This window comes from Mycobacterium kiyosense, from assembly GCA_021654635.1.
Lineage (GTDB): Bacteria > Actinomycetota > Actinomycetes > Mycobacteriales > Mycobacteriaceae > Mycobacterium > Mycobacterium kiyosense.
The window spans coordinates 2089364-2103394 of record AP025179.1 but is presented as its reverse complement, the minus strand read 5'-3'; the positions used below and the strand labels follow the sequence as shown (position 1 = coordinate 2103394).

Below are 14031 nucleotides of genomic sequence, written 5' to 3'. Positions count from 1 at the left end.
ATGAAGCTGGCGCTCACCCCCGACGAAGCCGCGTTCCGCGACGAACTTCGTACCTTTTTCACCACCAAGGTCCCCGCCGACGTCCGCGAGCGGGTACGCAACGGCCAATCGCTGACCCGCGAGCAGATCGTCGACAATCACAAGTTGCTGCACGAGAACGGGCTGGCCGTACCCGGTTGGCCCGTCGAATGGGGCGGCAAGGATTGGACACCCACCCAGTCGCAGATCTACAACGACGAGATGCAGCTGGCCAGTGTGCCCGAGCCGCTGAACTTCAACACCAAGATGGTCGGGCCGGTGATCGCCGAGTTCGGGTCGCAGGAGATCAAGGAGCGGTTCCTACCGCCGACCGCCGCCCTGGACATCTGGTGGTGCCAGGGCTTCTCCGAGCCCGAAGCCGGCTCGGACCTGGCCTCGTTGCGCACCACCGCGGTCCGCGACGGCGACAGCTATGTGGTCAACGGGCAGAAGACGTGGACGACGCTGGGCCAGTACGCGGACTGGATCTTCTGCCTGGTGCGCACCGACCCGCAGGCGCCCAAGCGTCAGGCCGGCATCTCGTTCCTGCTGATGGAGATGGACACCCCGGGCATCACGTGGCGACCGATCAAGCTGATCGACGGCGGCGTCGAGGTCAACGAAGTCTTCTTCTCCGACGTCCGAGTGCCCGCCAATCAGCTTGTCGGAGAAGAGAATCAGGGCTGGACGTATGCGAAGTTCCTGTTGGGCAACGAACGCACCGGCATCGCGCAGGTCGGCCGCACCAAGGTGCGGCTGGCCGAGGTGAAGCGGCACGCGAAAGCGAACGGGCTGATCGACGACCCGCTTTTCGCCGCCCGGCTGGCTGAGGCCGAGAACGAGATCCTGGCACTGGAACTCACTCAGGCCCGGGTGGTTTCGGGGTCCTCGGGCGGTAAACCGAACCCGGCGTCCTCAGTGCTCAAACTGCGCGGCAGCCAGCTGCAGCAGCTTTCCACCGAGTTGATGGTCGAGGTCGCCGGCGCCGACGCGCTACCGGTCAACGGTGACGGGATCGCCTCACCGGCCTGGGCGCAAAGCAGTGCCCCGCACTACCTCAACTACCGCAAAACCTCAATCTACGGCGGCAGCAACGAGGTTCAGCGCAACATCATCGCGTCCACCATTCTCGGATTGTGAGGCAGTCATGGACTTTCAGTTGAGCGAAGAGCAGACGCTGCTGCGCGACACCACCCGCGAATTGCTGTCGCGCAGCTACGACCCGGAGAGCCGCAATAAGGTGATCGACACCGAACTCGGCTGGAGCCGCGAGGTGTGGAATCAGTTGGCCGAGACCGGGATTCTGGGCCTCGGCTTCGACCCCGACGAGGCCGGGCAGATCGAGATCATGGTGGTGCTCACCGAATTCGGCCGCCGGCTGGCGCCCGAGCCCATCGTGCATGCTGCGTTGGCGCCCGGCGCGCTGATCGCCGAGCTGGGCAACGACCGGCAGCGGGAAATCCTCGACGAGGTGTCCGCGGGGCAACGGTTGCTGGCGTTCGCCCACCTAGAGCCCGGCCAGCGTGGCGCCGCCGCTGAGATCACCACTAAAGCTGTGCAACAAGGCGATTCGTGGGCCATCAGCGGACGCAAGAACCCGGTACCGGCGGGCGACAGCGCCCAGACGCTGGTGGTCAGCGCGGCGCTGCCCGACGGCGGCACCGGCCTGTTCCTGGTCGACGCGGGCGCGGCGACGCGCAAATCCTATGCCACCTTCGACGGTCAGCGCGGCGCCCAAATCGACTTCGACGCAACCGCCGCCGAGCCGCTCGGGTCGGCGGGACAGGACGCTTCCGAAGCCGTCCGCAACGCCGTCATCCGCATCCAGTCGGCGCTGTGCGCCGAGGCGCTGGGTGCAATGGAGGAAGCGCTGCGGCTGACCACCGAATACCTCAAGACCCGCAAGCAGTTCGGGGTGACTCTCAACAAATTCCAGGCGCTGACCCAACGCGCCGCTGACATGTACGTGTCGCTGGAACTGGCGCGCAGCATGACCCTCTACGCCGCCATGTCGATCGCCGACGGCAACTACGATCCGCTGATCGCCGCGCGCGCCAAGCTGCAGATCGGCCGCTCCGGCCGGCACATCGGCCAGGAGGCCATCCAACTACACGGCGGCATCGGCATGACCGCGGAGTACCCGGTGGGCCATTACACCGCGCGTCTCACCGCGATCGACAACACGCTCGGTACCGCCGGAGATCAGCTGCGGGTGCTCATCGACCACGTCGGCGATTACGACCTGGCCAAGCTGTAGGCGGCCGTGGCCGAGCTGTCCGACCGAGTGGTCGCCTTCCTGTCGGAGGGCACCCGCACCGGGATGCTGGGCTTCGCAGCCTCGGACGGACGCCCGCTGGTGGCGCCGGTGTGGTTCGTCGTCGACGACGGGGCCCTGGTGTTCACCACCGACAGCCGGACCGCGAAAGGCCGTGCACTGCAACGTGATCCGCGGACCACGATCTGCGTCGACGACCCGCACCCGCCCTACTCGTTCGTGCAGGTGCAGGGCCTGGCCTCGCTGAGCGAGGACCCCGGGCAGCTGTTGGACATCGCGACCCGGACCGGCGCCCGGTACATGGGCGCCGACCGGGCCGAGGAGTTCGGCCGCCGCAATGCCGTGCCCGGCGAGCTGGTGGTGCGGCTGCGGCCCACCAAGGTGATCGCCGGTTTCGACATCAGCGACTGACGCGCGCCCGCCTCAGTCAACCGGCGCCGGTTCGGGCTCCGGTTCGGCCGCACCGACGGGTTCGGCCTGGCCGGCGGCTTCCGGTGCCCCGTCCTGCTGAACAGGAACGGCCTCGCCGTCGGCCTCCGGCAACTGCTCGGCCAGATACTCCGCCAGCGACCTGATCGTCGGGTAGTCGAAGACCGCGGTGGCGCTGATCGTGAACGCGCCACCGAACTGGGCGTGCAGCCGGTTGCGCAGCTCCACCGCCATCAGCGAGTCGGTGCCCAGGTCCAGGAACCGGCTGGTGGCTGCGGGCGGCTGAGCCAGTCGCAGGAACTGTTGCACCTCCTGCTGCAGATACTCGGTGATGAAGTCGGCGCGCTGGGCCTCGGGCACCTCGTAGAGCTGCCGCAGCAGCTCGCTGTCGCCCGTCGTCACGGTGGCGTCGCTGGGCAGCAGGTGGTCCAGAATCGGTGGGCGTGAACCCCCGAGCATCTTCGCCGCCCGCTGCCAGTTGGCCTTGATGACGGTGACCTGCCCGGTCCCGTGCGCGACGATTTCGCCGAGCGCGCTGAGCGCTGCCGAGGGTTCCAGCGGAAGCAGGCCCTGCGCACCGAGATTGGCGCGCGCGGCCTGCGAGGCCGCCATCCCGCCCTTGCCCCAGGGACCCCAGTTGACCGCGGCCACCGGCAGCCCGCGCGCCTTGCGGTAGGCGGCGAGCCCGTCGAGCACGGCGTTGGCGGCCGCGTAGTTGGCCTGGCCAGGTGAACCCAGCACGCTGGACGCCGAGGAATACAGCAGGAAGAAGTCCAGCTCGTCGGCCGCGGTCAACCGGTGTAAATGCCACGCCGCCAAAGCTTTCGGCTGCAACGTCGTCTGGAAGTGTGCCCAGTCCTGCGTAGTCAGCAGCGCGTCGTCGAGCACGCCCGCCAAATGCGCCACCCCCGCCAGCGGAGGCAATTCCGCCCGGATCCGCTCCAGCAGTTCCGCGGCCGCCGACTCCTCGCCGACATCGGCGGCGAAGATGTGGACCCGGCACCGGTAGCGCTCACTGATGTCGGCGATGGCCCGCTGCGCGTCGGCATCGGGTGCGCGCCGACTGGTCAGCACGATGTCACCGGCCCCGAGTTGGGCGAAGTGGGCGGCCGTGTGCAGACCGAGGGCACCCAGACCACCGGTGATCAGGTAGGTCCGATCACCGTGCAGCTGCAGCGGTTTGGGCATCTGCAACACGATCTTGCCGATGTGCCGTGCCTGCTGCATGCGGCGGAACGCGGTCTTGGCCTCGGTCAGCGGGTAGATCTCCACCGGCAGCGGTGACCACTCGCCGCGGGCCAGCCCGTCGGACACCTCGACCAGCAGCCGCTGGATGTGCGCGGGGTCGGACATGATGGTGCCGTCCAGCGCGACGATCTCGTAGCCGATGTCGGGACGTTCGGCCGCCATCTGCTCCGGCGACCAGATGTCGCGCTTGGCGATCTCGGCGAACCGGCCGTTGCGGGCGGTGGCCCGCACGGTCGCCGCGACGAAGCCCTCATTCGTCAAGCTGTTGAGCACCACGTCGACACCGGCGCCGTCGGTATCGGCCAGGATCTGATCGGCGAAATCCGTACTGCGCGAATCGTAGACGTACTTCACACCCAACTTGCGCAGCATCGCGCGCTTGTAGGTGCTGGCGGTGGCGAAGACCGTGGCGCCGTGCTGCTGTGCCAACTGGACCGCGGCCAGTCCCACGCCACCGCTGGCCGCGTGCACCAGCACCCGGTCACCGGGACGCAGCTGGGCCCAGTCGAACGCCAGCCGCGCGGTCAGGGCGGCGGCCGGGATACTGGCCGCGTCGACCGCGCTCAGCCCGTCGGGCACCGGCGCCAGCAACTGCGCCGGCACGTTCACCCGGCTGGCGAACGCGCCCTGCATGAAGCCCATGACGCGCTGCCCGACCTCGAATCCTGTTACCCCGCTGCCCAACTCGGTGACGATGCCGGAGAAGTCGCCGCCGATCAGCCCCGGGTCGCCTGGATAGAGGCCGAGCACGTTGAGCACATCGCGGAAGTTCAGGCCGGCGGCCTCCACCCGGATCTGCACCTGACCCCCGCTGGGCGGCGAGACCTCAGACTCGACCAGGCGCAAGTTGTCGATCGCGCCGCGTTCGGTCGGCGCCAGCACGTAGTCGGTCGCGCGCGGCACCGCGAGTTGGCCGCTGCGGGCCCACGGCATCAGTCGCGACACCAGGTATTTGCCCTGCCGCAGCGCAAGTTCGGGCTCCTCGACCGGTGCGCCGAGCAGCCCCGCCAGCGCGCGCACGGCCTCGTCGGATCCGTCGTGGTCGACGAGCCGGCAGCGCAGGATCGGTTGTTCGGCGATGATGGTGCGGCCCAGCCCCCACAGCGCCGACTGCACCGGATCGACGGGTTCGCCGGGTTCGGCGGCCACGGCCCGTTCGGTGACGATCCACAGTCCGTTGACCAGCTTGACCGTGTCGTCGGCGAGTAAGGGTTGCACGACGTCGAGCACGTTGCCGATCTGGGTCTGCAGCCGGGCGGCGAACTCGGCGCTGGACTCCTCGGTGGCCGGACTTCCGCTGGCGCGCAGCACGATACCGGTGATCGGCATGCCACGCTCCTGCGCCTGGGCGATCAGCTCACTCCACTGCTGGGCGTCGGCATCCCGGTCGACGCGCAGACAGCCCGGCAGCTCGGCCGCCAGCTCGTCGAACCCGGCGACAACCCAAGTGCCGCTTGTGCTCTGGGCACCGTCGGCGGCCGGCGGGGGGATCTCGTGCCAGCCGAGGGTGTAGAGCAGCCGGGTCGCGTCGCCACCCAGCCCGCGCAACAGCGCCTCGCGCGGCGCGCGCTTGACCGTGAAGTCGCGGATGCCGCCCAACAGTCGACCGTCCCGGTCGACGAAATCGAGGTCGAACACCTGCGTTTCGCTGTCGAGTGCGCCCGGGGCCTGAGCGTCGCCGTGCCACTTCGCGCGGCAGAAGAACCGCCGTGGCATCCGCTCGCGCAGCATCACCCGGCCGTACCGCAACGGCAGGAACAGGTCGGCCACTCCGTGTTCGGCGGCCAGCAGCGCCGGGAACGCAGGGAAGGCGACCCCGGTGCACAGGTCCAGCAACACCGGGTGGATCGGCTCGATGCCGAGTTGCTCGGAGAGCTCGTCGCCCACCACGACGTCGCCGATCGCTTCGCCCTCACCGACCCACAGTGATTTCAACGACGTCGACCAGGTGGGCCCCCCAGGCCAGTTCCATGTCGGCGAAGGTCTCGAACAGCTGTTGCGGTCGAGTGCGGTTCAACCGCTCGGTTGCCGCGTCGACGGAATCCTCGGGATCCAGCGCCGTCTCGTCGTCCAGGCCGGTGACCACGGTGCCGTCGGCGTTGAGCGACCAGTCGGCATCGCGCACCCCGTAGGGGCGACTGTGCACCCGGAAGGTGAACCCGCTGCCATCCTCGGTCGGACTCAGCGTCAGCTGTACCTCTCGAGAACTCTTCTCCGGCAGGATGATCGGTTCATAGAAGAAAACGTCTTGCACCCGAGCCGGCGGTCCGACGGCGGCAAGCGCCATGGCCGCGTACGTCGCGCCCGGCACGACCACGGTGCCGTAGATGACGTGATCGGACAGCCAGGGCTGGGACTTGACCGACAGCTTGCTGGTGTAGACGGCATCTCCGGAAGCGAGATCCTTTGCGCTACCGAGGATTCCGGAAACCGCCCCACCGTCGCCGCCGCCGATGATGCCCGATGCCTTGGGCCAGAAGTGACGGCGCTGGAACGGATAGGTCGGCAGTTCGAGCCGGTTGCGGGCACCGTGATGCAGCTTGCCGAAATCGGGACGATGCCCCGAAACATATGCGGCGGCAACTGCTTCGGCGATCTGGCGGCGCGCGTCGGCGCCTTTGCGCAGGGAGACGATCGCACGCGGAGCCGGCGAGTGCTCGGGCCAGACCTGCACCGCAGCCGCGGTCAGGATGGGTTGCGGACCGAGTTCCATCAGCACCGTGCAGCCCAGCTGCGCGACGGTGCGCACACTTTCGGCGAACTGCACCGGCTGCCGGGAATGGCGCCGCCAGTATTGGGCGTTGAGCGGCGTCTCCGCGGTGAGCACCGCGCCGGTGCGGTTGCAGACCAGCGGCCGGGTGGGGATCCCGAACTGGAACCCTGCGGCGTACGACTCGAATTCGTCCAGCGCCGGTTCCAGCAGCTCGGAGTGGAAAGCGTGACTGGTTTCCAGCCAGTTGCAGCGGATCCCTTCGTCGCTGAAGGCGGCGACGACCTGCTCGAGATCCTCGCCCGGACCCGAGAGCACCGTGTTGGGCCCGTTGTAGGCGGCGACCGAGACCCGCGGGTACTTGTCGGCGACGGACTCCACGTGCCCGGGGTCGGCGAAGACGGCGACCATCCGGCCGCCCGCGGGCAGCTCGCCGAACAGCCGGCCGCGTTCGGCGATCAGCCGGGCACCGTCCTCGAGGCTGAACACCTCGGCCACGCACGCGGCCGCGTACTGGCCCACGCTGTGCCCGAGCACCACGTCGGGCTCGATCCCCCAGGACTGCCACAACCGCGCCAGGCCCATCTCCACGGCGAACAGCGCCGGCTGCGCAAAAGAGGTGTGCCGCAAGGTTTCTGCGCTGTCCCGATCGGTGGCGAACACGGTCTCCAGCAACGGACGCGGCAGCAGCCCGTCGACCGCCGCCGCGCAGCGCCGCAGCACGTCGGCGAAGACCGGTTCGGCGTCGAACAATTCGCGCGCCATCCCCGGGTACTGGCTGCCCTGGCCGGTGAACAACCATGCCGTGGTCGGCGGATCGCCGCACTCACCGCGCAGCACGCCCGGCCGCAGCCGGTTCTCGGTCAGCTCGACCAGCAGGTCGCGGGCGTTCTGCACCGTTGCGGCACCCGGTTCGAAGACCAGGGCGGCCCGGTGCTCGAACTGCGAGCGGCCGACCCCGGCGGTGAAGCAGACGTCGGCGACGTCGACGTCGGGGTGGGCGTCCAGCCATTCCAGGTACCGGTGCGCCAGCGCTGTGAGCGCCTGCGGCGAACGCGCCGACAGCGGCAGAATGTTGACCGTCTCGACGACGTCCTGGGGCGCTGCGAGATCGGCTGACTCGCCGGCCGAGATGTCCGACTCGACCTCCTCGGTGACCGGCGCCGGCGCCTCCTCGATCAGCACGTGCGCATTCGTCCCGGTGAACCCGAAGGAACTCACTCCGGCGCGGCGCGGCCTGCCGTTGGTGTGCCACGGGGTGGGCGTGTCCACCACCCGCACCGGCAACGAGTTCCACGGAATGTGCGGCGACGGCTTCTCGAAATGCAGTATCTGCGGCAGCATTTCGTGCTGCAACGACAGCACGACCTTGATCAGCCCGGCGATCCCCGCGGCGGATTCCAGGTGGCCGATGTTGGTCTTGACCGATCCCAGCAGCAGCGGGCGATCCGGGTCGCGGCCGTCACCGTAGACCGCGGCGGCGGCCTGCACTTCGATCGGGTCGCCCAGCGCGGTGCCGGTGCCGTGCGCCTCGAGGTAGTCGACGTCGCCGCCGACGAATCCGGCACGTGCCAGCGCCGCGGCGATCAGGCGTTGCTGCGCGCCACCGTTGGGCACCGTCAGACCGCTGGAGGCACCGTCCTGGTTGACCGCGCTGCCCCGGATGACGGCACAGACCCGGTCGCCGTCACGCTGGGCATCGCTGAGCCTCTTGAGCACCAGGATGCCGCAGCCTTCGCTGCGCACGTAGCTAGCCGTCGGCTGCGGCGTCGAAGGTCTTGCAGCGCCCGTCCGGCGAGAGCATGCGCGCCCGGGAAGCCGCCACGATGGAGGCCGGACTCAGCAGGACGTTGACCCCACCGGCGAGCGCCAGATCGCAGTCGTTGGAGTGCAGCGCCTGACAGGCCTGGTGCACGGCCACCAACGACGAACTGCAGGCGGTGTCCACCGCGACCGCCGGCCCCTCCAGACCGAGCGCGAAAGCGACCCGACCGGCGATGGCGTTGAGCGCATTGCCGGTGATGAAGTGGGCTTCGATGCTCTCGACGGAGTCCCGGGACAGCAGGTGTGAGTACTCGTTGGCGGCTACGCCCACGAAGATGCCGCTGCGGCTGCCGCGCAGTGCCGCCGGCGAATATCCGGCGCGTTCCAGGCCCTCCCAGACGATCTCCAGCATCAACCGCTGCTGGGGATCTATCCATACGGCTTCGCGCGGTGAGATGCCGAAGAACTCGGGGTCGAATCCGTCGATGCCTTCCAGGTATCCGCCGTTGCGGCTGTAGATCTTGCCCGGTGCCTCCGGATCCGGGTCGTAGAACTCGTCGATGTCGAAGCGGTCGTCGGGGATCTCGCGGATCGCGTCGACGGCGCCGGACAGCAGATCCCAATAAGCGTCGGGGTCCGGTGATCCCGGGAATCGGCAGGCCACCGCGACGATCGCGATCGGCTCGTCGGTGGCGCCGGGCCGCACCGAGGCCGGCCGGGCCGGGGCCGCGGTGGCCGACGCCTGAACGCCCAGCTTCAACACGTCACCGAGCAGGTAGTCGGCCACGTCGACGAGGCGCGGATGATCCATCGCCAGGGTGGCGGGCAGTTCGCGGCCGACGGCCTGCTCGACGCGGCGCCGTAGCTCGACGGCCATCAGCGAGTCCATGCCGAGGTCGAAGAACCCGGCCTCTTCCCGGATCTCCGCCCCGTCGGTGCGGGTCACCTCTGCGACGACGTCGCGCAGGAACTCCACCAGGATCTTCTTGCGCTGCTGCACCGGGGCGGCGGTCAGCTGCTCCACCAATCGGGTAGTCCCCGACGACCCGAACGTCGCCGGCGCCACCGCCGACTCGGGCACCTCGCGCTCCAGGTCGGCGAGGAACGAACGTTTGCCGCCCAGCTGGTACAGCGGCAGGAAGCGGGCCCAATCGATGCGGGCCACCACGCCGTTGGCGCCGTTGGCGCCGTTGCCGCCGGATGCCGCCATGACCTCGGCCATCCCGGCCAATGCGTCCGCGGGCGAGAGGGCCTTGACCCCGCGCTGCTCCAGCCGGGTCCGGGCGTCCTCGTCCGCCATCCCGGTCGTGCCGGCCAGCCAAGGACCGAAGTTCACACTGATCGCGGGCACGCCCTGCTCGCGCAGCCGGTACACCAGCCCGTCGAGGAAGGCGTTGGCCGCGCTGTAGGCGGTCTGCCCGAAACTTCCCCAGACCGCGGCGATCGAGGAGGTGCACAGGAAGAAGTCCAGCTGCAAATCAGCGGTGGCTTCGCTCAAATGCCATGCGCCCCAGACCTTTCCAGCGAACACCCGTTCCACTTCGGCGTCGTCGAGGGTTTGCAGCGGGGTGGTGCCCATCTCGCCTGCGGCATGCACGATGCCGGCCAGCGGCGGCAACTCGGCCGCCACCGTGGCCAGCAGCCGGGCCACGTCGTGCGGATTGGCGACATCGGCTGCGACGACCCGGGTTTGGCAGCCGTGCTGCTGCAGAATCGCGTCGATGCGCGCGCGGGCCGCTTCGCTCGGTGCGCGCCGGCTGGTCAGCACCAGCTGTCGCGCACCTTGGGCAGCCAGGTAGCCGGCGATCTCCAGTCCGACCGCGCCCAGCCCGCCGGTCACCAGATACGTTGCCTCCGAACGCAATTGAAGCGGAATCGCGGTGGGCAGACCGGGCCGGCGCTGCAATCGGGGAACGTAGACGGCCTGCCCCCGCAGCGCGATCTGGTCTTCGCGGGCGCCCGAGTCACGCGGCGCTGCAACGAGTTGGCCGATCAGCCGGGACCATTCGTCGGCACCGCAGTCGGACAGGTCCACCAGTCCGCCCCACACTTGCGGATGCTCCAGTGCGGCGGCGCGACCGAAACCCCACAGGCAGCTCTGCACCGGCGAGACCGCGTCGGTGTCGGTGACCCGTTGTGCGCCACGGGTTATCAGCCAGATGGGGGCACGCAACTCGGCGGCGGCGGCCGCGCGGAACAGGTGCTTGGCGCCGCTCATGACCCGGTGCTGCATGTGCAGCAGCGAGCGCATCGACGGTGCGGTGGACGGCGGCGATGCGGCGCCACCGCCACGTTCGAGAGCCGCGAGGCACAGGATGCGCAGCGACGGCTCCTCGGCGACCGCGGCGCGCAGGGCCACCTCGAGCCGCTCGCAGTCCGCGTCGGACGTGGGCAGACCGAGGACCCGGTAGCGGTGGCCGCGCGCGGTCAGCGCGTCGGTCAGCGGCTGGGACAGATCGGCGTCGTCACCGATCAGCAGCCACGCCGAGCCCTCGCCGGAGTCGGCGCCGGAAACCGCGGACTTCTCCCATCGAATCTCGTACCGGGCATCGGCGATGGACTGCACCGAGCGTTGCCGGTTATGTTGCGCGGCAAGCTTTTTCAAGACATCGGCGGTCTGCTGGTTGGCGGTGTCTCCGTCGAGCAGCGCGACGAGTTCGTCGATCCGGCCGTCTTCGAGCAACCGGACGGCCTCGGTGCGCGCGGCGAGGTCGGCCTGATCACCGTGGTGGCCGGCCGGAGCCCGGTTGTCCCGGAACCAGTAGGAGCGGTGCTGGAACGGATAGGTGGGCAGGTCGAGTTTGTCGGCGGGCCGGTGCTGCAGCGCACCGAAGTCGGGCAGATGCCCGACGGTGTACGCGGTGGCGAGGGCTTCGGTGATCTGGCGGTGATCGGCACCGTTGCGGCGCAACGACGCGATCGCGCGCGGCGCGGTCGCCGGGTCCGGCCAGGCCCGCAGGGCTGCCGCGGTCAACACCGGTTGCGGCCCGACCTCCAGCAGTGCCGCGCAGCCGAGACCGGCAAGCGTGGCAACGCTCTTGGCGAACTCGATCGGCTGGCGGGCATGGCGCCGCCAGTAGCGGGCGTCCAGCTTCACCGTTCTGCCCAGGGCGGCACCGGTGCGGTTGCACACCAAAATCCGTTGCGGCGACCGATATTCGAACCGGCCCGCGTACGACTCGAATTCGTCGAGGGCCGGATCCAGCAGCGCCGAATGGAACGCGTGGCTGGTGTCCAGCCACTCACACCGGACCGCGTCGGCGGTCAACGCGGCCACCGCCCGGTCCAGATCCTCCGCCGGCCCCGACAGCACGGTGTTGGCCCCGTTGTAGGCAGCCACCGACAGCCGCGGGAACTCGTCGGTGAAGCTCTCCACCCGCTCGGCGGCGGCGAAGACGGCGACCATCCGGCCACCGGCCGGCAGGTTGCCGAACAGGCGGCCACGTTCGGCGAGCAGCAACGCGCCGTCCTCGAGGCCGAAGACTCCGGCGACGCAGGCCGCCGAGTACTGGCCGACGCTGTGCCCGAGCACCACGTCGGGTTGCAGTCCCCACGACTGCCAGAGCCGCGCCAGGCCCATCTCGACGGCGAACAGGGCGGGCTGGGCGAAACTGGTCTGCCGCAGCGTCTCGTCGCCGTCGGCGTCGAAGATGACGTCGAGCATCGGCTTGCCGAGCACGTCGTCGACCACCGCCGCGCAACGGGTCATCGTCTCGGCGAACACCGGTTCGGTGTCGAACAACTCGCGGGCCATCCCGGCGAACTGGCTGCCCTGGCCGGGGAACAGCCACGCCGTTTTCGGGACGTCGGCGGACTCGCCGCGCACCAGCCCGGGCGCCGGGCGGTCGTCGGCGAGCGCGGCGAGCAGCTCACTGGCGGACTCGGTGGAATTGACCACCAGCGCCGCACGGTGCTCGAAGTGGGTTCGACCGACGCCGGCGGTGAAACACAGGTCCGCCAAATCGGTTTCGGGATGCGCGCCCAACCACTCGCGGTACCGCTGCGCGAGCTGCACCAACGCCGCCGGCGTGCGCGCTGACAGCGGCAGCAAGCTGTACCGCCGGTCCTCGCGCACCTCGGCCCGAGCAGTGCCGGCCCGGGCCGGTGCCACGGGGGCTTCCTCGATGATCACGTGGGCGTTGGTCCCGGAGAACCCGAACGAGCTGACCCCGGCGATGCGGGGTCTGCCGTTGCGCTCCCACGCGGTGGGTTCCTGCACCACCTTCACCGCGAAGCGGTCCCAGGGAATGTGCGGTGAGGGGGTCCGGAAATTCAGGTGCTGGGGCAGCGCCTCGTGTTCCAGGGCGAGGATGACCTTCATCACGCCCGCGATTCCCGCGGCGGCCTCCAAGTGTCCGATGTTCGTCTTCACCGAACCGATCAGCAGCGGCCGGCCCGGGTCGCGGCCCTGGCCGAGAACGGCCCCGGCGGCCTGCACTTCGATCGGGTCTCCCAGCGAGGTCCCGGTGCCGTGCGCCTCGAGGTAGCCGACATCGCCGGCCGCGACGCCGGCCCGCTGCAGCGCCTCGGTGATCACCCGCTGCTGGGCCACCCCGTTGGGCACCGTCAAACCGCCGGACGCGCCGTCCTGGTTGATCGCGCTGCCACGGATCACCGCCCGAATCCGGTCGCCGTCGCGGATGGCGTCGTCGAGTCGCTTGATGACGATGACGCCGCAGCCCTCGCCGCGCACGTAGCCGTCCGCGGCGGCGTCGAACGTCTTGCACCGGCCGTCCGGCGCGAGCATGTGCGCGTGCGAGAACGTGATCATGGTCGCGGGACTGAGCAGCGCGTTCGCGCCGCCGGCCAGCGCCAGGTCGCACTCGCCGAACCGCAACGCCTGGCATGCCTGGTGGATGGCCACCAGTGAGGAACTGCACGCGGTGTCGACGGTGACCGCCGGGCCCTGCAATCCGAGCCGGTAACTGATCCGGCCGGCCGCCGCGGCGGCCGCCGTCCCGATCGCCATGTACGCCTCGATCTCGGCGTAGTCCAGCTCGTCCGAGGCCATGCCCAGGTAGTCGTGTGTCGACAGGCCGACGAACACACCGGTATTGGAGTTCGCCAGGGTCATCGGCGCGATGCCGGAATGCTCCACCGCCTGCCAGGCCGTCTCCAACAGGAGGCGGTGCTGGGGATCCATCAACCTGACCTCGCGGGCAGACATCCCGAAGAACGGCGCGTCGAACCCCGTCACGTCGTCGACGAAGCCGGCCCGGCGGGCGACCATCTTGCCGGGCGCGTCCGGGTCCGGGTCGAAGAACTCCTCGACGTCCCACCGGTCGCGGGGAATGTCCGACACCGCGTCGCGGCCCTGCCGCAGCATGTCCCAGAACTCGTTCGCGTCGGCAGCGCCCGGGAATCGTGCGGCGTAACCGACGATCGCGAATCCCGATGTCGGAGCCGTCAGATCCTCGACGTCTGCCATGCATTGCCCTCCCTGGTCGGCCGGCCCGGTTGCGCCGCAGTGTGAATCTCCCCCGGCACAGTATGGCAAGCGACACCGACGGCGACAGGGACGCCAAGGATTGTCACAGGATGCCGGTACCGTTCCGGGCGACCGGGACCGGCGGCTGCCTCGCCCACG

The 14031-nt window shown here is 69.5% G+C and carries 3 protein-coding genes and 1 pseudogene; 3 read left to right on the top strand and 1 reads right to left on the bottom strand.

Annotated elements, in window-relative coordinates; genetic code table 11:
- Genes L6444_RS09975 through L6444_RS09965 form a run of 3 tightly spaced genes read left to right on the top strand, consistent with a single transcriptional unit; the run spans nt 1 to nt 2704 of the window.
- Nucleotides 1-1158, top strand: coding sequence for an acyl-CoA dehydrogenase family protein (locus tag L6444_RS09975; protein WP_236982116.1), 1158 nt, complete (start codon nt 1-3; stop codon nt 1156-1158).
- A gap of 7 nt (nt 1159-1165) precedes the next feature.
- Nucleotides 1166-2275: an acyl-CoA dehydrogenase family protein gene (locus L6444_RS09970; RefSeq protein ID WP_236982114.1), complete on the top strand. Its 1110-nt coding sequence runs from the start codon at nt 1166-1168 to the stop codon at nt 2273-2275.
- 6 nt (nt 2276-2281) lie between these two features.
- Nucleotides 2282-2704, top strand: coding sequence for a PPOX class F420-dependent oxidoreductase (locus tag L6444_RS09965; RefSeq protein WP_236982112.1), 423 nt, complete (start codon nt 2282-2284; stop codon nt 2702-2704).
- Between the two features lie 12 nt (nt 2705-2716).
- Here the strand turns inward: L6444_RS09965 and L6444_RS09960 are convergent.
- A pseudogene (locus tag L6444_RS09960) lies at nt 2717-13872 on the bottom strand (type I polyketide synthase).
- Nucleotides 13873-14031: the final 159 nt, after the last annotated feature.

What these genes read in the sequence shown, in the direction of transcription:
- L6444_RS09975 (WP_236982116.1), top strand. Translation starts at nt 1, where the DNA reads ATGAAGCTGGCGCTCACCCCCGACGAAGCCGCGTTCCGCGACGAACTT.
- L6444_RS09970 (WP_236982114.1), top strand. Translation starts at nt 1,166, where the DNA reads ATGGACTTTCAGTTGAGCGAAGAGCAGACGCTGCTGCGCGACACCACC.